This window comes from Kitasatospora sp. MAA4, from assembly GCF_029893355.1.
In the GTDB taxonomy this organism is placed as follows: Bacteria; Actinomycetota; Actinomycetes; order Streptomycetales; family Streptomycetaceae; genus Kitasatospora.
Genome location: NZ_JARZAI010000030.1, coordinates 1 through 22,624 on the forward strand (window position 1 = coordinate 1; position 22,624 = coordinate 22,624).

Annotated in this window: 22 protein-coding genes; 8 read left to right on the forward strand and 14 right to left on the reverse strand. The window is 72.7% G+C overall.

Annotated elements, in window-relative coordinates:
* The first annotated feature begins 123 nt into the window (after positions 1-123).
* Positions 124-348: a hypothetical protein gene (locus tag P3T37_RS30455; protein WP_280727126.1), complete on the forward strand. Its 225-nt coding sequence runs from the start codon at positions 124-126 to the stop codon at positions 346-348.
* A 77-nt stretch (positions 349-425) separates the two neighbouring features.
* Positions 426-1,070: a response regulator transcription factor gene (locus tag P3T37_RS30460; RefSeq protein ID WP_280727211.1), complete on the forward strand. Its 645-nt coding sequence runs from the start codon at positions 426-428 to the stop codon at positions 1,068-1,070.
* Between the two features lie 49 nt (positions 1,071-1,119).
* Here the strand turns inward: P3T37_RS30460 and P3T37_RS30465 are convergent, their stop codons facing one another.
* Together P3T37_RS30465 and P3T37_RS30470 are read right to left on the reverse strand one after the other, a co-directional pair.
* On the reverse strand, positions 1,120-1,983 hold the full coding sequence (locus tag P3T37_RS30465) for a hypothetical protein (RefSeq protein ID WP_280727127.1): 864 nt from the start codon (positions 1,981-1,983) through the stop codon (positions 1,120-1,122).
* Positions 1,984-2,122: 139 nt separating this feature from the next.
* Positions 2,123-3,097: a zinc-binding dehydrogenase gene (locus P3T37_RS30470; protein ID WP_280727128.1), complete on the reverse strand. Its 975-nt coding sequence runs from the start codon at positions 3,095-3,097 to the stop codon at positions 2,123-2,125.
* A 156-nt stretch (positions 3,098-3,253) separates the two neighbouring features.
* Here P3T37_RS30470 and P3T37_RS30475 point away from each other — a divergent pair, with 156 nt between their 5' ends.
* The 4 genes from P3T37_RS30475 to P3T37_RS30490 are packed head-to-tail and all read left to right on the forward strand — an operon-like array spanning position 3,254 to position 6,040.
* On the forward strand, positions 3,254-3,808 hold the full coding sequence (locus P3T37_RS30475) for a GNAT family protein (RefSeq protein WP_280727129.1): 555 nt from the start codon (positions 3,254-3,256) through the stop codon (positions 3,806-3,808).
* A gap of 9 nt (positions 3,809-3,817) precedes the next feature.
* Positions 3,818-4,297: a MarR family transcriptional regulator gene (locus tag P3T37_RS30480; RefSeq protein WP_280727130.1), complete on the forward strand. Its 480-nt coding sequence runs from the start codon at positions 3,818-3,820 to the stop codon at positions 4,295-4,297.
* A 56-nt stretch (positions 4,298-4,353) separates the two neighbouring features.
* On the forward strand, positions 4,354-5,196 hold the full coding sequence (locus P3T37_RS30485) for an ATP-binding cassette domain-containing protein (protein ID WP_280727212.1): 843 nt from the start codon (positions 4,354-4,356) through the stop codon (positions 5,194-5,196).
* Positions 5,156-6,040 carry an ABC transporter permease gene (locus P3T37_RS30490; protein ID WP_280727131.1) on the forward strand — a complete coding sequence of 295 codons (885 nt, stop codon included), beginning with the start codon at positions 5,156-5,158 and terminating at the stop codon, positions 6,038-6,040. The genes P3T37_RS30485 and P3T37_RS30490 overlap by 41 nt, the downstream gene beginning before the upstream one ends.
* A gap of 67 nt (positions 6,041-6,107) precedes the next feature.
* Here the strand turns inward: P3T37_RS30490 and P3T37_RS30495 are convergent, their stop codons facing one another.
* The 11 genes from P3T37_RS30495 to P3T37_RS30545 all read right to left on the reverse strand — a co-directional run bounded on the left by P3T37_RS30495 (position 6,108) and on the right by P3T37_RS30545 (position 19,550).
* Positions 6,108-6,716 (reverse strand): hypothetical protein, encoded by a 609-nt coding sequence (locus P3T37_RS30495; RefSeq protein ID WP_280727132.1) that lies wholly within the window; start codon positions 6,714-6,716, stop codon positions 6,108-6,110.
* Positions 6,713-8,044, reverse strand: a complete 1,332-nt coding sequence (locus P3T37_RS30500; RefSeq protein ID WP_280727133.1) for a DUF58 domain-containing protein — start codon at positions 8,042-8,044, stop codon at positions 6,713-6,715. Before P3T37_RS30500 ends, P3T37_RS30495 begins: the two co-directional genes overlap by 4 nt.
* The gene (locus tag P3T37_RS30505) at positions 8,041-9,036 is read right to left on the reverse strand and encodes a MoxR family ATPase (protein WP_280727134.1); all 996 of its coding nucleotides are present in this window, start codon (positions 9,034-9,036) and stop codon (positions 8,041-8,043) included. Before P3T37_RS30505 ends, P3T37_RS30500 begins: the two co-directional genes overlap by 4 nt.
* Positions 9,037-9,049: 13 nt before the next feature.
* Positions 9,050-9,556, reverse strand: a complete 507-nt coding sequence (locus P3T37_RS30510) for a hypothetical protein (RefSeq protein ID WP_280727135.1) — start codon at positions 9,554-9,556, stop codon at positions 9,050-9,052.
* Positions 9,553-10,515 (reverse strand): DUF4129 domain-containing protein, encoded by a 963-nt coding sequence (locus tag P3T37_RS30515; protein WP_280727136.1) that lies wholly within the window; start codon positions 10,513-10,515, stop codon positions 9,553-9,555. Before P3T37_RS30515 ends, P3T37_RS30510 begins: the two co-directional genes overlap by 4 nt.
* 179 nt (positions 10,516-10,694) lie before the next feature.
* The gene (locus P3T37_RS30520; RefSeq protein ID WP_280727137.1) at positions 10,695-13,283 is read right to left on the reverse strand and encodes an FtsX-like permease family protein; all 2,589 of its coding nucleotides are present in this window, start codon (positions 13,281-13,283) and stop codon (positions 10,695-10,697) included.
* 58 nt (positions 13,284-13,341) lie between these two features.
* Entirely contained in the window at positions 13,342-14,103 is a 762-nt protein-coding gene (locus tag P3T37_RS30525) for an ABC transporter ATP-binding protein (protein WP_280727138.1), read from the reverse strand.
* Positions 14,104-14,268: 165 nt separating this feature from the next.
* On the reverse strand, positions 14,269-16,116 hold the full coding sequence (locus tag P3T37_RS30530) for a restriction endonuclease (protein WP_280727139.1): 1,848 nt from the start codon (positions 16,114-16,116) through the stop codon (positions 14,269-14,271).
* Between the two features lie 58 nt (positions 16,117-16,174).
* Positions 16,175-16,906, reverse strand: a complete 732-nt coding sequence (locus P3T37_RS30535) for a succinate dehydrogenase/fumarate reductase iron-sulfur subunit (protein ID WP_280727140.1) — start codon at positions 16,904-16,906, stop codon at positions 16,175-16,177.
* Positions 16,903-18,849 (reverse strand): fumarate reductase/succinate dehydrogenase flavoprotein subunit, encoded by a 1,947-nt coding sequence (locus tag P3T37_RS30540; protein ID WP_280727141.1) that lies wholly within the window; start codon positions 18,847-18,849, stop codon positions 16,903-16,905. Before P3T37_RS30540 ends, P3T37_RS30535 begins: the two co-directional genes overlap by 4 nt.
* Positions 18,846-19,550: a succinate dehydrogenase cytochrome b subunit gene (locus tag P3T37_RS30545; RefSeq protein ID WP_280727142.1), complete on the reverse strand. Its 705-nt coding sequence runs from the start codon at positions 19,548-19,550 to the stop codon at positions 18,846-18,848. The genes P3T37_RS30540 and P3T37_RS30545 overlap by 4 nt, the downstream gene beginning before the upstream one ends.
* 84 nt (positions 19,551-19,634) lie before the next feature.
* Here P3T37_RS30545 and P3T37_RS30550 point away from each other — a divergent pair, with 84 nt between their 5' ends.
* Complete coding sequence (locus tag P3T37_RS30550; protein WP_280727143.1) at positions 19,635-20,564, forward strand: LysR substrate-binding domain-containing protein; 930 nt, start codon at positions 19,635-19,637, stop codon at positions 20,562-20,564.
* On the opposite strand, the gene P3T37_RS30555 is transcribed toward P3T37_RS30550, so the two are convergent.
* A complete protein-coding gene (locus P3T37_RS30555; RefSeq protein WP_348533300.1) occupies positions 20,523-22,013 on the reverse strand; it encodes a HAMP domain-containing sensor histidine kinase in 1,491 nt (496 codons plus the stop codon). The two genes, P3T37_RS30550 and P3T37_RS30555, sit on opposite strands and share 42 nt — an antisense overlap.
* A 158-nt stretch (positions 22,014-22,171) precedes the next feature.
* Here P3T37_RS30555 and P3T37_RS30560 point away from each other — a divergent pair, with 158 nt between their 5' ends.
* Positions 22,172-22,621 (forward strand): HIT family protein, encoded by a 450-nt coding sequence (locus P3T37_RS30560; RefSeq protein WP_280727144.1) that lies wholly within the window; start codon positions 22,172-22,174, stop codon positions 22,619-22,621.
* The last annotated feature ends 3 nt before the right edge of the window (positions 22,622-22,624 follow it).

Below are 22,624 nucleotides of genomic sequence, written 5' to 3' on the forward strand. Positions count from 1 at the left end.
TCGCCCAGGAACTCAACGGCCGCCCACGCAAGACGCTCGACTGGGATACCCCAGCCGAGCGTCTACGTGATCTACTCACCACCTAGAACCAGTGGTGTTGCGACGACCCCTGGAACCCAAGACGTGGCCAAACACAGCAAGGCCCACCGGTGCGCCATCGGAATGCGCCACGGCGAGGGAATCCTGCGGGTCTGGGTGACGGACGACGGCGTGGGCGGCGCGGCTGTGGCCAAGGGACACGGCCTGCGGGGCCTGGACGACAGACTGCACGCGGTCGGCGGCCGGCTGCGGGTCGCCAGCCCCGACGGTGGCCCGACGACGGTCACCGGGGAACTGCCATGCCACTGACCCCGGCCGAAACGGCTCCCGAAACGGCTCCCGGAACAGCTGCCGCAGCACCGCAGGACCGCGCGGCCCGCAGTCCGCTGCGGATCGTCGTGGCCGATGACGCGGTGCTGCTGCGTGAAGGCCTGGTCCGCCTGCTCACCGAGGACGGTCACCAGGTGGTGGCGGCGGTCGGTGACGGCCCTGCCCTGGTCGAAGCAGTGCTCGCACACCGCCCGGACGTGTCGGTCGTCGATGTGCGGATGCCGCCGACCCATACGGACGAGGGCCTGCGTGCGGCGATCAGCGTCCGCGCACAGCTGCCCGGCGCCCCCGTGCTGGTGCTCAGCCAGTATGTGGAGGTGTCCTACGCCGCCGAGCTGCTCGCGGACGGCTCCGGCGCGGTCGGCTACCTGCTGAAGGACCGGGTCGCCAGAGTCGAGGAGTTCCTGGACGCCCTGGACCGGGTCGCCCGTGGCGCGACGGTGCTCGACCCCCAGGTCGTCTCCCAACTGCTGGCCGGGAAGCGCCGGGACGACCCGCTGGGGGCACTGACCGCGCGTGAGCGGCAGCTTCTGGCGCTGATGGCCGAAGGCCATTCCAACACCGCCATCGCCCGGCAACTGGCGCTCTCCAACAGTGCGGTGGAGAAACACATCGGCAACGTCTTCGCCAAGCTCAGCCTGCCGCCGGACGACGCCCAGCACCGTCGGGTACTCGCCGTCCTCGCCTACCTCGGCGCCTGAGGTGCCTGAGGTGCCTGCGCCTGATCCGGCTGATCCGCCACCAGGTGCGTCACCAGCCGCCCTCGAAGAAGCCCAGGAGGGCCGGCGCCGGGTCTGCCGCAGTGCCCGTGTTCACCACCACGAGGACGATCACGGCCAGTGCCAGCAAGGCCGAGAGCACACCGAACGATCCCAGCGTGCGCCGCCTGCGCCGCCTGCGCCCGTCGGACGCGCCGCTGCCGGACCCGCCTGTTGCGGCAAACCCCCTCCACGACACCACGCTCAGGCCGATGAGGACGACTGCCACGATCGAAGCCATCACGGCAACCACCGCGTGGTACCGGCCGAAGTCGTTGACCATCGTCTGGAGGGCAGCCGCGTTCTGGCCGCTCGTGCTCGGGTAGTGGGCCAGGCCCTGCCTGATCTGATCGATCGCACCGGTGAGTTGTCCGCCGGGTGCGCCGAGCGGCAGCATCGAGATCACCGAGGAGAACGGGTCCATCGCACCCTGGACATTCGCCATCACCGCCGCCACCGACACCAGTGCGAGCAGGCTGACGAAAATCCCGGCCGAAGCGAGAGCGACCCTGCCTCCGGCTCCGGCTCCGGCTCCGGGACCGCTGGACCTCAGGAACGCCTTCCAGAGCAGGACGCCGAGCGCGACGAGCACGATCAGCAGGGCCGCGGCGAGCACGGCCTTGGCCACGTGGTAGCGGAACCAGTAGTCGACGACCCGCTCCAGGTCCGGGGGAAATCCCCGGTCGCCGGACCTCCAGTACTCGATGAACGCCGGGCGGAGGGCGTCGACGAGGTTGTGCCGTTCGGCGAAGCCGCCCTCCGAGCCGTTCGCCGCCAGCGTGCTCGGGGCGAGGACGAAGGCGGCGCCGAGTGCCACGGAGAGGGCGACGAGCACAGCCAGTGCTCGACCGGGCATATCAGCTGATCGCGACAGGGCTTTGTGAGTGCGCATCATGCCGATCACCATGTCGCACCGTCGATCACCCGGTCACTGAGGTACGCCATCCACCTGGGGTGTGGCCTGCCACACCCCAAGTGGATGGCGTACACCTACGTCACTCGGCGATGCGCAGCAGCAGCTTGCCCGTGGTGCCGCGGCTCTCCAACAGGCGGTGGGCTGCGGCGGCTTCGGCGAGTGGGAACTCGGCGGTGACGGGGAGTTCGACCGAACCGTCGGCGACCAGGGCGAAGGCGCGGGCGGCGAGGTCGCGCAGGACGTCGGGTTCGGTCTTGGCGAGGGTCAGGACCGAGAACCCGGCCACCGAGCGGCCGGGGTAGAGCTGGGTCTGGCCGGCCTGCCAGGGGGCCGCGCCGCTCGCGTTGCCGAAGGAGACCAGTCGGCCGAACGGGGCGAGCGCCTCCAGGCTGCGGCGGAAGGTGTCGCCGCCCACGGAGTCCAGCGCCAGGTCCACGCCGAGTCCGCCGGTGGCGTGGTAGACGTCCTCGTCGAAGTCGTCGCCGATGAAGACCTCGTCGTAGCCGAACTTGAGGGCGTGGTCGGCCTTGGCCGCGCTGGAGACGACGCCGTAGACGGCCTCGGCCCCGGCGAGGTGGGCGAGTTGGCCGACGACGGTGCCCACGCCGCCCGCCGCGCCCTGGACCAGGACGGTGTCACCGGCGCGCAGCCGGCCGACCTCGTGCACCAGCGCGTGCGCGGTCGGCAGGACGGTCGGCAGGGTGGCGCCGGTGCGCAGCGAGATGCTCTCGGGCAGGGCGAAGACGGTTCTCGCGGGGGCGACGGCCACCTCGGCGTAACCGCCGGCGGTGGTCAGCGCGGCGACCTGCTGGCCGGGTTGGAAGTTCTGCACGCCGTCGCCGACGGCGCGGATCCGGCCGGACACCTCCAGGCCGGGGAGGAAGGGCAGCGAGGCCACCCGGTAGCCGTTGCTGCGGGCCTTCAACTCGGCGAAGTTGACGCCGGCGTAGGCGACATCGATGCTGACCTCGCCGGGACCGGGCTCCGGTGCGGCGAGGTCGGTCAGGGTGAGGACCTCGGGTCCGCCGAACTTCTCCACCAGGACTGCGCGCATGACTGCCACCCGTCGTCAAGTGTTCAATGAAATGTGAACACCATGAGTGTATGGATTTGACCGAACACCCTGCAAGTGTTTCGGGGGAGGTGATCGTCGGGCGCGGCCGGTGCTTAACCGGTTGATCGCCGGACGGCATCCCGATAGGAACGTCGCATGCTGACTGGCCAGAAGATCGGGCTGCGAGCCCGGCACGAGAGCGATGTCCCCGTCCTGCACGCTGAGCTCTACGAGGACGTGGCCACCCGGTCGCGCTCCGGCTCCCGCCCCTGGGTGCCCATCGCCTCGGGGTCGGCTGCCTCGCCGTACGCCGTCACCGACCCCTCCGACGCGGTCGCGCACTTCTCGGTGCTGGAGCTGGCCTCGGGCGAGCTGGCCGGCGAGTGCGTGCTGTGGGGCATCGACGCCCACAACCGGATGGCGCACCTGGGCATGACGATGCGCCCCTCCTTCCGCGGCCGGGGGCTGGGGGCCGACGTCGTGCGGGTGCTCTGCGACTACGCCTTCGCGGTCCGCGGGCTGCAGCGCGTGCAGCTGGAGACGCTCACCGACAACGCCGCGATGAGCCGGGCGGCGCTCGCGGCCGGCTTCACGCAGGAGGGCGTGCTGCGCCGCGCGGCCTGGGTCAACGGCGCGTTCGCCGACGAGGTGATCTTCGGCCTGCTCGCTGACGAGTGGAGGTCTGGACAGATACCTCTTATTAAGAGCTAAAATAACAACATGACGGAAGTGGAGCTCACCAGCGAGCTCGCCAGCGAGGTCACCAGCGATCTGGCCGGCCTGCTGGCCGGGATCCAGCGGCTGGTACGGCGGCGGCTGCGGCGCGGGCTGACGGTGCCGCGCCTGCGCGGCGCGGAGGTCGAGCTGCTGCGCCTGGTCGAGGCGAGCCCGGGCATCCGGGTCTCGGCCGCGGCCAAGGAGCTCGGCCTGGCCGGCAACTCGGTCTCCACGCTGGTCAACCAGCTGGTGAAGACCGGTCTGCTGCGCCGCGAGACCGATCCGCAGGACCGCCGGGCGGCCCTGCTGCTGCCCACGCCGGAGGCGGCCGAGCGGCTGGCGGCCTGGGCCGCCAAGCGCGACGCCCTGATCGGCGAGCAGGTCGCCCAGCTGTCGGCGGACGACCGCGCGGCACTGGCCGCCGCACTGCCCGCCCTGCGGCGACTGGCCGCCGGGCTGCGCGACCGGGAGGAGGAAGGGTGAAGAAGCAGAGCGAGCCCACCGGCACGACAGCGGATCCGGCCGACCAGGAGGAGGCCATGGACGCCGCGGAGGCCGTGGAGGCCGTGGTCTGTACGGGTCTGGAGTACTCCTTCGGCCGCACCAAGGCCGTCGACGGCCTCGACCTGACCGTGCGCAGCGGCGAGGTGTTCGGCCTGCTCGGGCCGAACGGCGCAGGCAAGACCACCGCGATCCGCTCGATCACCACCCTGCTGCCGGTCCCGCCCGGCATGGTCCGGGTCTTCGGCCACGACCCGGCGCGGCGGCAGATGCAGGTGCGCCGGATGCTCGGCTACGTCCCCCAGCAGCTCTCCGCCGACGGCGGGCTGACCGGCCGGGAGAACGTCTCGCTGTTCGCCCGGGTCTTCGACGTGTCGCGCCGCGAACGGGCCGCCCGGGTGGCCCAGGCGATCGCCGCGGTCGACCTGACGGAGGCCGCGGACCGGCTGGCCAAGACCTACTCCGGCGGCATGGTCCGCCGCCTCGAACTGGCCCAGGCGCTGGTCAGCGCACCGCGCCTGCTGGTCCTGGACGAGCCGACCATCGGCCTGGACCCGATCGCCCGCACCAGCGTCTGGGAGTGCATCGACGAGGTGCGGGCGGCCACCGGTATGACCGTCCTGGTCACCACGCACTACATGGACGAGGCGGACCAGTACTGCGACCGCGTCGCCCTGATGCACCGCGGCAGGATCCGCGCGCTCGGCACCCCCGAGCAGCTGCGGACCGAGGTGGGGGAGCAGCTCGACCTGGCCGAGCCGCCGACCCTGGACGACGTGTTCCGGCACTTCGCCGGCAGTGGCCTCGCCAACGCGACCGAGAACGAAGGGGAGTTCAAGGATGTCCGTCGTACCCGTCGCACCGCCTCCCGGGTCGGCTGAGCCGGCCGCCGCCCAGTCCCCGGTCGCCGCGCCCCGCCGCGACCTCGGTCTGCTGCTGGTCCCGCCGCCGGCCCGGTCCGGCTGGCGGGTGGTCCTCGCCCGGATCCTGGCGATGTGCGTCGTGGAGCTGCAGAAGCTGCGCCACGACCGCACCGAGCTCTACACCCGTGCCGTCCAGCCGGCCCTGTGGCTGCTGATCTTCGGCGAGACCTTCACCCGGATCAAGGCGATACCGACCAACGGGATCCCGTACCTGGACTACCTGGCCCCGGGGATCATCGCCCAGTCCGCGATGTTCATCGCGATCTTCTACGGCATCATGATCATCTGGGAGCGCGACTCGGGGGTGCTCACCAAGCTGCTGGTCACCCCGACCCCGCGGGCCGCGCTGGTGGCCGGCAAGGCCTTCGCCGCGGGGGTGAAGGCGGTCATCCAGGCCCTGGTGGTGGTGGTGATCGCCGCGCTGCTCGGGGTGGCCCTGACCTGGAACCCGGCCAAGCTGCTGGGCGTGGCCGTGGTGGTCCTGCTCGGCTCGGCCTTCTTCTCCTGCCTCTCGATGTCGATCGCCGGGATCGTGCTCACCCGGGACCGGCTGATGGGTATCGGGCAGGCCATCACCATGCCGCTCTTCTTCGGCTCCAACGCCCTCTATCCGGTCAGCCTGATGCCGGGCTGGCTCCAGGCGGTCAGCAAGGCGAACCCGCTGAGCTACGAGGTGGACGCGCTGCGCGGACTGCTGATCGGCACGCCGGCCCACCTCGGCAGCGACTTCGCCGTCCTGACGCTCTCCGCCGGGCTCGGCATCGCCTGCGCCTCCGCCCTGCTCGGACGGCTGGCGAGGTAGCGGGAAGCCGCCTCCGACCGCTGACGGTCAGTCAGTTCCGGTGTAGCAGCGCGGAACTGGCTGACCGTCAGCTTTTTCGGTCGGGAGTGGTGAACCAGAACGCCGAGGCCACCGCGAGCGCCGCGACGGCTACACCGAGGGCGGCCGGCAGTCGGGCCCAACTGCTCGCCGCGCTCGGCACGAAGGCGGCGAGCAGCACCAGGGCGGCCGCGGCGTACGCGGCCACCGCGGGCAGCGGGCCGGTGGGCCGCCGGCCGTAGGACGCGGCGTCGACGAACAGCAGGTAGCCGAGCAGCAGCACGGTGAGCGCGGCCGCCGACCAGCCCGGCGGGCCGCTGATCGCCGCGAGGATCACGGTGGCGACGGCCAGCGCGGTGTTGCGGTGCCGGGCCAGCTGGGCGGTCCAGCGGCTGGAGCCGCGCACCGGACGGCCGGTGACCGGCGGACCGGCCCACCAGCCGAACAGGGCGGCGATCAGCAGCAGCGCCAGGTCCGCGCCCGACCGGATGCCGTGCGTCCAGCTCGGGCAGGCCGAGACGGCCAGCGCCAGGCCCAGGCAGCGGGCGGGCACCGCCCGTCGGCCGCCCACCGGCGGGTTCGGCACCGGGTTCGGCACCGCGTTCGGCACCGCGTTCGGCACATCGGGTCCGCTCATCGCGTCCTCGGGTCCACTCATCGCGTCCTCCCCTGGATCCGGCTGCGCAGCAGCGGGGCGAGTGTCAGGTCGAGCGACTCGTCGGGAACGTGGGTGACCACCGGGATGCCGCGGTTCTGCAGGGCGAAGTGCATGGCCCGGCGGTCCGCCCGCCACAGCCGCAGAGCGTGCTGCCCGATCCGGTCGTCCGCCTCGACGTGCGGGTCGCCGGCCGGGATCTCCACCACCACCAGCGGGTTCCCGCGGTCCGACAGGTCGCGCAGCACGTCCAGGATGCGCTGGTCGGCGAGCGGCGTGAACGCGTAGACCAGCGCGCCCGCGGGCAGTGCGGGCGGCGGCAGCCGGTGCAGGTCGGGGTTGCGGTAGCCGAGGTCCTTGCGGACCTCCAGCACGCTCTCCACGATCCGGTAGAAGTGCCGGTCGCCGGTGCCGGGCCGGAGCCAGCGGATCGCGCCGCCGATCGAGACCACCCCGACCCGGTCGTGCTTGCGCAGGTAGGCGCGGGTCAGCCCGCTCGCCGCGCGCAGCGTCTCGTCCAGGGTGGAGCGCCCGGTGACCGGGTCGCGCAGGTCGCTCAGCGCGTCCAGCAGGACGACGGCGTCGGCCGTGCGCTCGGCGGCGAACTGGTTGATCTGGATCGACCCGCGCCGGGTGGTGGAGGGCCAGTGGATGCGCCGCTGGCGCTCGCCCCAGATGTGCGGGCGCACGCCGACGACCTCCACGCCCTCGCCGCTCTGCCGGGTGGTGTGCTCGCCGAGCCGCTCGGGCAGTCGGACCGGGATCGGGGTCAGCCGGGCCTGCGAGGGGATCGGGTAGATGTCGGCTTCGCCGAGGTCGGCCCGTACGGTGCGCCGGGCCAGCCCGCCGGTGTCGTACAGGTCCAGGTCCACCGTGCCCAGCGACCAGCGCCCCCAACGGGTGGCGGCCAGGCGGAGGTTGACCGTCGAACCGGTGATCCGCAGCTCGGTCAGTCCGACCCCGGGGCCGAGCGTGATGGCCGGGTCGATCAGGCCGGCCTCGCCGTCGTGGTGCAGCTCGATGCGGACCGTGATGGTGTCGCCCTCGAAGCAGCGGCGCGGGTCGGCGGTCACGGTGGTGTCCAGCCGGGTGGGCCGGTGCCGGGTCGGCGCGGCCAGGGCCAGCAGCACGGCCGGACCCGCCGCCAGTGCGAGCAGCCAGGGTCGTCCGGTGACCAGCGCGGCCGCGGCCGCGACGGCCGCCACGGTGGCCAGCCGCAGGGCGCGTTCGCCGGCGCGCCAGCCGAGCGGGCGCTCCGGCGGCGGCTCGCTGGGTGCCTCGCCGTCGGCGACGGTGAGCGCCCGCTCCAGCACCCGCCGATCGGTGGTCACGACTCCGCTGCCGGCCGCGGAAGGGTCTGCGGGGTCGGCACGGAGGCGACCAACTTGGCCAGCACGTCGTCGGCTTCGACCTGGCGGACCCACAACTCCGGCTTCAGGGTGACCCGGTGGGCCAGTGCCGGCACCGCGACGGACTTGACGTCCTCCGGGGTGAGGTAGTCGCGGCCGTCCAGCACCGCGCGGGCGCGGGCGAGTTGGACCAGCGCCAGACCGCCGCGCGGTGAGGCGCCGACCTGGATCTGCGGGTCCACCCGGGTGGCGCTGATCAGCGCGACGATGTAGTCCACCAGGTCGTCCTCGACCTCGACCTGCTCCAGCGCGGCACGCATGGCCAGCACCTCGGCCGGGTTGCTGAGCGCCTGCACCTGCGCCTCCGGGGCGGCCCGGTCGAGTCGGGCACGCAGCATCGAGCCCTCCAACTCGGGGGTGAGGTAGCCCATCCGCACCCGCAGCAGGAACCGGTCCAGCTGCGCCTCGGGCAGGCTGTACGTCCCCTCGTACTCGATCGGGTTGGCGGTGGCGATCACCACGAACGGGTCGGGCAGCCGCCGGGTCGTCCCGTCGACGGTGACCTGCGACTCGGCCATCGCCTCCAGCAGCGCCGCCTGGGTCTTGGGCGGCGTCCGGTTGATCTCGTCGGCCAGCAGCAGGTGGGTGAAGAGCGGGCCCGGGCGGAACACCATCTCGCCGCTCTGCTGGTCGTAGAACGGCGCGCCGGAGACGTCCGAGGGCAGCAGGTCGGGGGTGAACTGGATGCGCCGGAAGTCCAGGCCCAGCGTGCCGGCGAAGGAGCGGGCCAGCAGCGTCTTGCCCAGGCCCGGCAGGTCCTCGATCAGGATGTGGCCGCCGGCCAGCACACCGAGCATGACCAGCTCCAGTGCCTCGGGCTTGCCGACCACGGCCCGCCCGATCTCCTCCAACACCTGGCGGGCCCGTTGGCCGGCCTGCTGCGGCGTGAGCGAGATGTCGTGCGAGAGCTTCATGATTCTCCTGGGACTACAGGGTTTCGAGGCGGTCGACCAGTGCCCGTAGTAGCGGCTCGGGCAGCGTGCTGCCGGGCGGGGGCTGCTCGGGGTCGAGCCAGGGCCAGAGGTCAGGGCCGACCAGGGCGGCGGCCCGGGCCGGATCGGTGAAGAGCGAGACGGCGTGCAGCTCGGAGAGCCGGGAGGCGTACAGGCGCTGGAGCCGGGGGCGCAGCACGTGCGTGAACCCGTCGTCGTCCAGGCCGTTGCGCACCGTCCAGTGCCAGTCCTGGATGCTGGGAGAGTGACTGCCCATCAACCGCAGGTTCTTGCGGTAGCCGCTGTCCTCGGACTCGGCGCCGGTCACGTAGCGGGCGACCAGCACGGCGAGGGCGGTCAGCAGGGCCGCGCCGAGCGCGGCGCCGGTCAGGCCGCCGACCAGGGTCAACGCGAGCTCGGCACCGGCGGCGGCGACGCCGAGCACGGTCAGCGAGTCGCGGACCGACCCGGGGGTGACCTCGGGTTCCTGCGGTGCGTTCACAGGTGCGTACCTTCCGCAGCCAGTTGGGCCGAGACGGCATCCAACGCCGCTCCGGCGCGCCGCAGTTCGTCCGGTCCCATCGGGTGGGTGGAGTAACGGGCCTCGCGGAACAGGCCGGTGAGCTCGGCGGCCTCGGCGGCCCGCAGCGTGCCGCTCGCGACCACCCGGTCCAGCAGGTCGGTCGGGCTGTCGGCGGCGCGGCGGCCGGCGCCGGACTCGGCCAGTGAACTCTCCATCGCCGCGTAGCAGGCGATCACGGCGGTGCGGACGTCGTCGCCGCGCAGCGCCCGGCGGGCGGAGTCGACGGCATCGGCGAGCGCCTGCGCGTCGTCCGCGTCCGGCGCCAGAGCCGGCGGCTGCGCGGGGTCGCCCCACAGGCTGTGCCGTCGGCGCCACAGGGCGACCAGCCCGAGCACCAGACCCAGCAGGATCAGGGCGACGACCACGGCCTCGACGACGGCGCCGAGGCCGTGCAACAGGAAACCGCCGTTCGCGGAGCCGCCGGACCGGGAGTGCTCGTTGCCGCTGCGCAACGGCTGATTGGTTCGGAGCAGGCTGACGCCCTGGTCTTTGGGTGCGACCTGCTCGGGCGAGGCGAGGAGCATCATCAGCGGGGGCAGCCCGACCGCCAGCGCGGGCAGCAGGATCCGGGTCGCGTCCTTGAGCCGCTCGGCCCTGGGCGACAGCCCCTGCACACCGCGGACCGAGCTGCGGTAGCGCGCGGTCAGAGCCGTCATGGCCAGCAGCCAGCAGAAGCCGAGGAACATGACGAGGGAGAAGTTCCCGCCGAGCGGCCCGCGGGCGACGGACCAGCCCGCGTCGTCGGTGCGCAGCAGCAGGGCGGCCAGCAGCAGCGCGGCGACGGTCACACCGGCCGCCGCGAGGCGTCCGATGCCGGGCCCTGGCGGGCTCCCGGCGGGTGGTGCGTCGCGGACCGCCGGGTCCTGTCGAGCTGTCATCCGGGTGTTCCCCCCGTGCGTTCTGTGCAGCACTCGTGCGGCGCAGAGCCGCAGCTTCGCACAGCGACCGCGGATTGTCAGCATCCGGACGGTCGAGTGCTGCCGCACCCCCGCGAAAAGTGCCCGAACGGGCCGAAGGGGGGCCGGGCGGCACGCCCGACCCCCCTTCGGCCCGCCTGTCAGGCGGCCTTGATGCTGTCCAGGATGTCCAGCCGGGCGGCCCGGCGGGCCGGCCAGAGGGCGGCCAGCAGGCCGATCACCGCGGCGGCGAGCAGGAACCCGGCCAGTTGCAGCGGCGGCACCACCAGCTCGAGGCCGGGGAGGCTGCTGCGCAGCAGGCCGTTGGCGGCCCAGGCGATCAGTACGCCGAGGCCGATCCCCAGCACCCCGCCCAGCAGCGAGATCAGCAGCGACTCCAACCGGACGGTCCGCCGTACCCCGCGCCGGTCCAGGCCGATCGCCCGCAGCATGCCGATCTCCCGGCGCCGCTCGAAGACCGACATCGCCATGGTGTTGACCACGCCGAGGACCGCGACCACCACGGACATGCCGAGCAGCCCGTACATGATGTTGAGCATCGAGGTGATCATCTGGCGCGACTCGTCCCTGAGGTCCTGCTGGCTCTTGACGGTGATCAGCGGGTTGCCGCCGGTGGCGTCGGTCAGCGCCTGCTTGAGCTGCGCGCTGGGGCCGTGCTCGCCCTTGACCAGCACCTTGTCCAGCCCGGCCATCGCTCCGGCGGCTCCGACCGCTCCGGCGGCGGGCTTGCTGTGCGGGGCGATCAGCGCGTCGGGGGCGAGCGTCCCGGTGAGCCCGCTGTCGGACGCCAGCACTCCGCCGACCGTCAGCCGTCCGGCGGTCCCGTCCGGGTAGGTCACCGCCAGGGTGTCGCCGAGCTTCAGGTCCTGGGTGCCCGGGTCGCCGCCCTGGCTGACCAGCAGCTGACCGTGCTTCAGCGCATCGGCGGAGCCCTCCTGCATCTTCAGCTTGACCAGCGAGCCGATGGTGTCGGCGTTCACGCCCGTCAGCCACTTCGTGTCGTCGCCGACCCGCACCGAGACGCTGCGCTGCACGCTGCTGGCGCTGACCCCGGGGGCCTTGGCGATCTGGGTGCCCACGTCCGAGGAGAGCACCGAGAAGTTGGCCATCGCGACCGTGTAGTCGGCTGTCAGATCGGTCGCCGAGGCCTTGTCGACGGCCTGGTTGACGGAGGCGCCGATCACGGTCAGCCCGGTGATCAGGGTGACGCCGATGGTGAGCGCGGAGGCGGTGGCCGCGGTGCGGCGCGGGTTGCGCAGCGCGTTCTCCCGGGCCAGCTTGCCGGGCATGCCGTAGAGGCGGCGCAGCAGCGGAGTGAACAGGGCGATCAGCGGCCGGGAGAGCAGCGGGGTGAGCACGAAGACCCCGAGCAGCACGACGCCCGCACCCGCGGCGACCAGTCCGGTCGCCTTGCTCGCCGACCCGGCCGCCAGCGCGCCGAGGCCCGCCAGCGCGAGGACGGCGCCGATCGCGTTGCGCAGCAGCAGGCTCTTCTGGGTGGCCGGTTGGTCACCGCTGCTCATGGCGGCCACCGGGGAGATCCGCGAGGCGCGCCGGGCGGGCAGCCAGGCGGCCAGCACAGTCACCAGCACGCCGGTGCCGACGGCGGTCAGCACGGTGGCGGGGGCGATCACCAGCGGACCATCCGGCAGGCCGGTGTCCATCGCACTGATCAGCAGCCACTGCAGCCCGGCCGCGATGCCGGTGCCGGCCAGCAGGCCCGCCACCGAGGCGATCGCGCCGATCAGCACGGCCTCGGCCAGCACGGACCGGGTGATCTGCTTGCGGGAGGCGCCCACCGCGCGCAGCAGGGCCAGCTCCCTGGTGCGCTGGGCGACCAGCATGGTGAAGGTGTTGGCGATGATGAAGATGCCGACGAAGAGCGAGATGCCGGCGAAGACCAGCAGCGCCTGGCTCATCCCCTTGGTCGCCTCGGCGATCATCTTGTCCTGGTCCTGGGCGAGTTGCCTGCCGGTCTGCGCGCTGAAGTCGTTGCCGGCGGGCAGCGCGCCCTTCACCTGGGTCAGCAGCGCGGCGTCGTCGGTGCCCGGGCGGCTCCGGATGTCGACCTCGCTGAAACGGCCGGGGGAGAGGTAGAGCGACTGCGCGGTGGCGGTGTCGAAGGCGGCCAGCGAGCCGCCGGCCGAGACCCGGGGGTCGTTGGTGTGCACGATGCCGGTCAGCTTCAGCTGCATCACCGGGCCGTTGACGGCCACCCGTACGGTGTCGCCGACCTTGAAACCACCCTTCTGGGCGGTCCGGCTGTCGAGGGCGACCTCGCCGGAGCCGGTCGGGCCGCGGCCCTCGACCAGCGGGTAGCGGGCGTCGCTGCCGTCCGGGCCCGGCACGTAGTTGGTGCCGGTGGTGGAGAAGCCGTCGCCGATCAACCGGCCGTGCTGGTCGGCGATTCCGGCGAAGCCGCTGACCACGCCGCGCGCGTCGGCCGCGCCCGGCAGTGCGGCGATCTTGCGCCGGACATCCTCGGTGAGGACGGGGGCCGAGCTGTCGGTGCCGCCGCTGCCGTAGATGCTGCGCGCCGACTCGGGGTCGCTGACGGTGACGGCTATGTCGGTGTAGCTCTTGGCGTTCTGGGACTTCATGGCGCTGCCGAGGGTGTCGGTGAACACCAGGGTGCCGGCCACGAAGGCGGTGCCGAGCAGGACGGCGAGCGTCGTCATCAGCAGCCGGGCCTTGTGGGCCAGGACGTTGCGCAGTGCGGTGCGGTACATGGGTCTCAGTTCTGGGAGATCGCTGAACGCTGGACGGGCCGGTGGACGTGGTGCCGCGTCAGCTCGTGCGGCCCTTGGCGTCGAACCGGCGCATCCGGTCGAGCACGCTGTCGGCGGTCGGCATGGTCAGCTCGTCCACCAGCCGGCCGTCGGCCAGGAAGATCACCCGGTCCGCGTAGGAGGCGGCGACCGGGTCGTGGGTGACCATCACCACGGTCTGGCCGAGCTCACGCACCGAGTTGCGCAGGAACGAGAGGATCTCGCCGCCCGACCGCGAGTCCAGGTTCCCGGTCGGCTCGTCGGCGAAGACGATCTCCGGCCGGCTCGCCAGCGCGCGGGCGCAGGCCACCCGCTGCTGCTGGCCGCCGGAGAGCTGGGACGGGCGGTGCGTCAGGCGCCCGGAGAGGCCGACGGTGTCCACCACCCGGTCCAGCCAGGCCTGGTCCACCTTGCGCCCGGCGATGTCCATCGGGAGCGTGATGTTCTCCAGCGCATTGAGCGTGGGCAGCAGGTTGAACGCCTGGAAGACGAAGCCGATCTGGTCGCGCCGCAGCTTGGTGAGCGCCTTGTCCGGCAGGCCCACCAGCTCCGTCCCGCCGATCCGGGTGGAGCCGGAGGTGGCGGTGTCCAGACCGGCCATGCAGTGCATCAGGGTCGACTTGCCCGAGCCGGACGGCCCCATGATCGCGGTGAACTCGCCGCGCCGGAACTCCACGGTCACCTGGTCCAGCGCCACCACCCGGGTCTCGCCCTCCCCGTAGACCTTGCTCAGGCCGGTGGCTCCGGCGGCGGCGTGGACGGCGGTCGCTGTCATGGTCATCAGAGGTCTCCCTGGGTGGCGGTGATCGGCTCTTTTACAGTCTCTTTGCCGTCATCGCCCGATCCGTCGCTCCGACGGACGGTTACCCATACCCCGCCCGGAGGGTCGGCGGGGGTTCTTCTCCTCCGCTGGTATGACCCCGATCTCAGGGGCGGGTCATGGGGCTCAGCCCACCGTGACGTCCCAGCGCCGGGCCAGGCCCAGCAGGCCGCCGGGGACGGTGGCGCCGGACGGGTCGAAGTGCCAGCCGGCCGGGCCGCGGCGGAAGGACCCGAGGACCATCGCGCTCTGCGGGACGCCGGCGGTGTCGCCCTGCCAGCGGACCGGCTCGCCGCCCCGGGCCGTCAGCGTCAGGCCGCGGACGGAGCCCAGCGGCAGCGGGGGCGGGGACTGCTCGTCGGTGGCGACGGCCAGCGCCACCTCGTCCACGCCGGAGGCCAGCCGGTCGAGGGTGAGGGACAGGCGGACGGACCGGGTGCCGCCGGGCGCCGCCGTGCCGTCCGGCGACAGGGAGACGGCACCGGAGGGGTCGGTGAGGTTGTTGAAGAAGACGAAGTGCTCGTCGTCGACCAGTCGGCCGCCCGCGCAGAGGAAGGCGCAGACGTCCAGCTCTACCCGGGCGCCGCCCGGGCCGTGCTCCTGCCAGCCGATCTCGACCTCCAGGGCGGGCGTCGTGGCGGGCGGGCCGCCGAGCCGCCCGGGCAGTCCGTGTTCGGCGAGTATCCGCACCAGCTCCGGTCCGGTCACCAGCGAGAGCGGCTTGCCCTGGATGTAGCTGTACGAGCCGCGGCCGAAGCCGGCCGTGGTCACCAGGATCCCCTGGCGCGCGCCGTGGTGGCGGACGGTGCTGTCCAGGTCCCGGACAGCGGTGGGCGGGACGGTGTGCCGGTACCGCTTGGCCTGGATGACGATCTTTCCGCCGGTCAGCGGGTCGAGATCCTCGGCCAGCACGTCGACGCCCTGGTCCCCGCTGCGGGCGGTGGTCATCACCCTGAAGCCCCGGCGCTTGAAGAGTTCGGCGATCAGCTCCTCGAAGGCGATCGGATCCATTGCGAAGAGGTCCGGACCCTCGGGATCGTCAGGGTACGCCGCAGCTGCGGGCTCGACGGGCTCCGGCAGCCGTTCGGCCCGTACCTCCTCCAGCCGGTCGGGCCGCGCCGACAGACGTCCGCCCAGGCCCTCCAGGCAGTCCACGGGCGCCACCCGGTTCAGTTCCACCACCGAGAAGTCGGCCCGTCCGACGTTCACCGCCAGCAGTACCCGCTCGGCCTGCCGCCCGGTGGCCGGGTCGACACCGTCCACGAAGCCGCTCAGCGCGACCGAGGCGAGCTGCTGCTCCTCGCGGTCGGCCCGGAACAGCTCGTGCAGCACCCGCAGCGCGCTCTGCGCCAGCACCTCGCGGTACAGCCGCCGGCGTTCGGCGGCCGGGCGGGCGATCTCGTTCTCGCGGTCGTCGCTCTTCACATACCGCACCCGGGTGGTGGCCGGCACCACCTCCAACGGCGGGAGCTCCCAACTGACCGCCAGCTGACGGGTGCTGGGATCCCAGGCGGCCGTCAGCCGGCGCGGGAAGTCCTCCGGCCAACCGGTCGAGCCGTACAGCGCGGCAGTGAAGTACTCCTGGACGGCCTCGGGTTCGCCCGCGCGCAGCCGCCGCAGCTGCTCCCGCACCTGCGCGATCCGGTCGAAGGCGGGCAACCGGACGGGCGCCAGCAGCGCATCCGCCCGGAACCCGGGCTGCGCCAGCCCTGCCACCAGCAGCCCCTGCAACTCCCGGACCTGTTCGTCCAGTTCAGTCGTCCGCCGGGCCGCCTCGGCCTCCCGCCCCAGCTGGTACGCCTTCAGCGCCTCGCGCTCCCCGCGCACCGCCGCCCGCTCGGCCTCCCGCGCCTGGCGCTCCAGCTGCCGCTGCGCCGCGACCTCGGCCCGCCGCTGCGCGTCCCGCCGCCGCTGCTCCTGCCGCTGCGCCTCGGCCCAGACCGCGAGCACGCCGTTGTTCCGCCGCCCTGCCACAGCCACCCCTTCACCGCACCACCGTCCCTGCGCGAACAGGAGACAGTATCCGCGATGATCAAGCTCTGCGGAGGAAGTCGCGGTTGAGGAGGGAGATGCCGGAGAGCGGGATGCCCTTGGGGCAGGCGGTGGCGCACTCGCCGGTGTTGGTGCAGCCGCCGAAGCCTTCGGCGTCCATGGTGGCGACCATCGAGCGGGTGCGGGTGGCGCGTTCGGGGGCGCCCTGGGGGAGGGCATTGAGATGGACCACCTTGGCGGCGGTGAAGAGCATCGCGGAGCCGTTCGGGCAGGCGGCCACGCAGGCGCCGCAGCCGATGCACTCGGCGTGCTCGAAGGCCAGGTCGGCGGCCTCCTTGGGGACGGGGGTGGCGTGGGCCTCGGGGGCGCTGCCGGTGGGGGCGGTGATGTAGCCGCCGGAGCCGATGATCCGGTCGAAGGCGGAGCGGTCCACCACCAGGTCCTTCACCACGGGGAAGGCCGCCGCGCGCCACGGTTCGACGTCGATGGTGTCGCCGTCCCTGAAGTGCCGCATGTGCAGCTGGCAGGTGGTGGTGCGTTCCGGCCCGTGCGCCTGGCCGTTGATCACCATCCCGCAGGCGCCGCAGATGCCCTCGCGGCAGTCGTGGTCGAAGGCGATCGGCTGCTCGCCGGTGAGGATCAGTTCCTCGTTGAGGGTGTCCAGCATCTCCAGGAAGGACATCTCCGGGCTGATACCGCTGACCTGGTAGCGGGTCAGTGCTCCGGGGGCGTCCGGTCCGGTCTGCCGCCAGATCCGCAGGGTGAGGTTCACGCGTAGCTCCGCTGGGTGGGGTGGACGTGGTCGAAGACGAGCTGCTCGCGGTGCAGGACGGGTGCGCTGCCCGGGCCGGTGAACTCCCAGGCGGCGGCGTAGCTGAACTCCTCGTCCCGGCGGGCCGCCTCGCCGTCCGGCGTGCGGCTCTCGGTGCGGAAGTGGCCGCCGCAGGACTCGGTGCGGTGCAGGGCGTCCAGGCACATCAGCTCGGCGAGTTCGAGGTGGTCGACCAGCCGGTTGGCCTTCTCCAGCGACTGGTTGAGCTCCTCGCCGGTGCCCGGCACCCTGATCCGCTGCCAGAACTCCGCGCGCAGCTCCGGGATCCGCGCCAGCGCCTTGCGCAGCCCGGCGTCGCTGCGGGCCATCCCGCAGTGGTCCCAGAGCAGTTCGCCCAGTTCGCGGTGGAAGGAGTCGGGGGTGCGGTCGCCGTCGACGGCCAGCAGTCTGGCCAGACGGTCCGTCACCTCCCCTTCCACCCGGGCGATTTCGGGATGGTCGGCGGGGACGGGAGCGGTCGGGAGTCGGGCCAGGTAGTCGTTCAGGGTGGCCGGCAGCACGAAGTAGCCGTCGGCCAGCCCCTGCATCAGCGCGCTCGCGCCGAGCCGGTTGGCGCCGTGGTCCGAGAAGTTGGCCTCGCCGATCGCGAACAGGCCCGGAAGCGTGGTCTGCAGGTCGTAGTCGACCCACAGGCCGCCCATCGTGTAGTGGATCGCCGGGTAGATCCGCATCGGCACCCGGTAGGGGTCCTCGGCGGTGATCCGCTGGTACATCTCGAAGAGGTTGCCGTACTTGGCCTCCACCGCCGCGCGGCCCAACCGCTGGATGGCATCGGCGAAGTCGAGATAGACGCCCTGTCCGCCGGGTCCCACCCCGCGCCCCTCGTCGCAGACGGTCTTGGCCGCCCGCGAGGCGATGTCGCGCGGCACCAGGTTGCCGAAGGCGGGGTAGGTCCGCTCCAGGTAGTAGTCCCGCTCGGCCTCGGGGATCTCGGCGGGCGGACGGGTGTCGCCGGGCGCGCTCGGCACCCAGATCCGGCCGTCGTTGCGCAGCGACTCGCTCATCAGCGTCAGCTTCGACTGGTGGTCGCCCGAGCGCGGGATGCAGGTCGGATGGATCTGCGTGAAGCAGGGGTTGGCGAAGTACGCGCCGCGCCGGTGGGCCCGCCAGATCGCGGTGGTGTTGGAGTTCTTGGCGTTGGTGGAGAGGTAGAAGACGTTGCCGTAGCCGCCGGTGGCGAGCACCACGGCGTCCGCGAGGTGGGTGCTGATCCGCCCGGTGACCAGGTCGCGGGCGACGATCCCGCGCGCCCGCCCGTCGATCACGACCAGGTCGAGCATCTCGGTGCGGGCGTGCATCTGCACGCTGCCGGCGGCGATCTGGCGCGACAGCGCCTGGTAGGCGCCGAGCAGCAGCTGCTGTCCGGTCTGGCCGCGGGCGTAGAAGGTGCGGGAGACCTGGACGCCGCCGAACGAGCGGGTGTCCAGCAGCCCGCCGTACTCCCGGGCGAACGGCACGCCCTGCGCGACGCACTGGTCGATGATCTCCACCGAGATCTGCGCCAGCCGGTGCACGTTGGACTCCCGGGAGCGGAAGTCGCCGCCCTTGACGGTGTCGTAGAAGAGCCGGCGCACCGAGTCGCCGTCGTTGCGGTAGTTCTTGGCGGCGTTGATGCCGCCCTGGGCGGCGATCGAGTGCGCCCGGCGCGGCGAGTCCTGGAAGCAGAACTGCACGACGTGGTAGCCCTGTTCGGCGAGCGTGGCGCCGGCCGCACCGCCCGCGAGCCCGGTGCCGACCACGATCACGGTACGCCCGCGCCGGTTCGCCGGGTTGACCAGTTTGGCGTCGAACCGCCGCTGGTCCCAACGGCCTTCGATCGGTCCGGCGGGCGCCCTGGTGTCGGCGAGGTCGGCGCCGAGGCGGTAGTCGAGGTAGTTGCTCAATGCACGACTCCGATCATCACGGCCACCGGGACGGACAGGAACCCGATGGTCAGCACGAGCGCGAGCAGGTTCGCGCAGATCTTCAACGTCCGGTCGCGGCGCGGGTTGTTGACGCCGAGCGTCTGTGCGGCACTCCAGAACCCGTGGCGTACGTGCAGCCCGAGTGCGAGCATCGCCACGCAGTAGATGCCGCCGCCGTACCAGGTGGAGAACGAGGCCACGATGTTCTGGTACGGGTGGCCCGGCTCGCCGCGCGGGTTCACGGTCAGCGTGGTCAGGTCCAGGATGTGCCAGACGATGAAGAGCGCCAGGATCACCCCGCCCCAGCGCATCGTCCGGGTTGCGTAACTCGCCTGCCGGCGCTGGTGCAGGTACTTCTGCGGGCGGGCGCGCAGGTCGCGCCGGCTCAGCTGGTACGCGGCGACGCCGTGCACCACCACGGCGGCCAGCAGCGCGCAGCGGGCGATCCACAGGAACCACCCGTACCGCAGGAACGGCTCGCCGACCGTCCGCAGCCAGGCCGCGTAGCCGTTCAGCTCGCCCGGGCCGAAGAAGACCTTGAGATTGCCGAGCATGTGGAAGACCAGGTACAGCAGCATGACCACGCCGCTGACCGCCATCGCCGCCTTCTTGCCGACGGTCGACCGCCAGAGGGTCGTCAGGGTGGACGGACGACGTCCCGTTCCAGTCGCGAGTGCCATGCCGAACACGCTAGGCAGCGGCCCCATGGTGCGTCCAAGACATGGAACAGCTCACGACGATAGGCGTGTCCTATGATGGAGGCTGTGCAGCTCCAACAGCTCCGCTACTTCACCGCCGTCGCCGAGACCCGCCACTTCACCCGAGCGGCGGACCGCGAGCATGTCGCCCAGCCCTCGCTGTCCCAGCAGATCCGTTCACTGGAACGGGAGTTGGGCGCCGAGCTGTTCCACCGCGAGCGCGGCAACATCGCGCTGACCGACGCCGGTCAGGCCCTGCTGCCGCTGGCCCGGCGGATCCTGGCGGACGCCGAGAGCGCCCGCTCGGCGGTGCAGGAGACGGTCCAGCTGCGTCGCGGCCGGGTGCGGCTCGGCGCCCCGCCCAGCCTCTGCACCAGCCTGGTCCCGGACGTGCTGCGCGCCTACCGCGCCCGCCACCCCGGCGTCGAACTGCTGGTGCGCGAGGACGGCTCGCGCGACCTGGTGCGCACCCTGGCGGCCGGCGAGCTGGACCTCGCGCTGATCATCACCTCGCAGGCGGGGGAGGTGCCGGCGCTGGCGGTCACCGAGCTGCTGCACGAGGACCTGGTGCTGGTCTCCGCCACCGCGCCCCGGCGCCGCCGGGCCCGGATCGAGGACCTGCGCGACCAGCTGCTGGTGATGTTCCGCGAGGGCTACGACCTGCGCGAGGCCACCCTGGCGGCCTGCCGCGCGGCCGGCTTCGAGCCGGAGTTCGCGGTGCAGGGCGGCGAGATGGACGCGGTGCTCGGCTTCGTCCGGGCGGGCCTGGGCCCCGCCGTCCTGCCGGGCATGGTCGCGGCCCGCTCGGGCCTGGCCGTCACGCCGTTCGCCGATCCGGGCCTGGGCCGCACCATCGCCGTCGCGCACGGGCGCGAGCTGCCGCCCACCCGCGCGGCCGCCGCCCTGCGCGCCGTCCTGCTCACCCACCTCACCGAGGCCGCCCGGATCGGCGCGCTACCCACCGGCACCCGGCTGCTGCTGCCCCTGGAGGACTGACGTCGGGCCGCCCGGCAGGCTGAGCACCGCCGTGCTGCCCGGCCCGGGTTCGGCGGCGGCCAGCGACACCCGCCCGCCCGCGTCGTGGACCGTCTGCGCCACGATCGCCAGGCCGAGCCCCGACCCCGGCAGCTGCCGGGCCGCCGGCGAGCGCCAGAACCGCTCGAAGACGTGCGGCAGATCCTCGGCGGGTATGCCGGGACCGTGGTCCCGCACGGTCAGCGTCCCGGCCCGCAGCCGCACCTCGACAGCGCCGCCCGGCGGGCTGAACTTCACCGCGTTGTCGAGCAGGTTGATCACCGCGCGCTCCATGGCGTGCACGTCCACCCGGGCGTACCAGGGCGACAGCTCCACGGTGAAGTCCAGCCCGGGGCCGCGCAGCCGGGCGCGGTCCAGCGCGCGCGAGACGATGTCGTGCAGCGCCGTCACCTGCGGTGCGCCCGCCCCCTCGGCCCTGGCTGGACGGGACAGCTCCAGCAGGTCGCCGATGAGCGTGGACAGCTCGGCCATCTGCGCCTTCAGGGTGCGCAGCAGCTTGCTGCGGGTCTGCTCCGGCAGCGGGCGGCCGCTCTCCTCGCTGCGCACCAGCAGATCCACGTTGGTGCGCAGCGCGGTCAGCGGCGTCCGCAGCTCGTGCCCGGCGTCGGCGATCAGCTGCGACTGACGCTCCCGGGAGCTGGCGAGCGCGGTGCTCATGGCGTTGAACGAGCGGCCCAGGCGCGCGATCGCGTCCGTCCCGACGACGGCGACCGTGGTGCCGGGCTTCTGGGTGCGGGCGATCTCCTCGACCGCCTCGGTGAGCCGCGCCACCGGGCGCAGCGCGCCGTGCGCGACCCAGAACGCGCCCGCCGTGGACCCGGCGATCACCAGCACGGACAGCCCCGCCAGCAGCAGCGCGAGCCGGTCCAGGGCGTCCTGCACCGGGTCGAAGGGCTGGGAGACCAGCAGTGCCATCGGGAGTTCGGCGCCGTGGCCCAGCGGGACCGGCACGCTCACCACGTACACCTCCACCGGCGTGCCGCCCTTGGTCCGGCCGGCCCGGAAGCCGCTCTGCGCCCCCGGCCCGGCGGTCCGACTGGCCGCGATCCGCACGTCGGCGGGGGTCACCAGGACGGCACGGCGGTCGTCCGGCGGGCAGGCCCGGCCGTTGGCGAAGACGACGGTGGGGACGGCGAGACCGGTGTCGTACGGGGTCGCGTCCGTGCACAGGGCGGCGAGGTGGCGCATCGTGTCGTCGCTGATCGGCCCGACGGACTGCTTGAGCGTCTGGTTGACCTGACTCATCATCTGGTCCCGCGCGAAGAACCAGCTGGCCGTGGCGCAGAGCAGTACCGCGAGCGACACCGCCACCGCGGTCAGCAGCGCCAGCCGCCGGCGCAGCGACATCCGGGCGTACCAGCCCCCGCCGCCGGGCGGCGGCTGCTCCTCCGGTCCCATGATCATTCCCATCCCCCCAGGTATCGACTGTGTGCCAACGTCCACGTCGGCGATGAGAAATGGCTGAGACTCAGCTCAACGCCGGGAGATAATCGCCGCAGCCCGCTAACCTGCCCCTTCTGCCCGAGCGGCGACCGCGCCCGGGCCGCGCGATGGGCTTCAATGGCCCGGTGAGCTGTGTCTTCTGCGCGATCGTGGCCGGCACCGAACCGTCCCACCGGGTGCTGGACGACGAGGTGGCGGTGGCCTTCCTGGACCGCCGGCCGCTCTTCCCCGGGCACGTCCTGGTGGTGCCGCGCCGGCACCTGGAGACGGTCACCGACCTGCCGCCCGCCGACGTCGGGCCGTTCTTCTCACGGGTGCAGCGCGTGACCGCCGCCGTCGAGCACGGCATGGACGCGGTCGGCAGCTTCGTCGCGGCCAACAACCGGATCAGCCAGTCGGTGCCGCATCTGCACGTCCACGTGGTGCCGCGCAACCCGAGGGACGGCCTGCGCGGCTTCTTCTGGCCGCGCACCTTCTACCCGGACGAGGCGCGGGCCGCCGAGGTCGCCTCGCTGGTGCGCGCGGCGCTGGACCGGCCCGGACCTGGGTCGATCCCGCCCGGATCCGTTCCGTAGGCT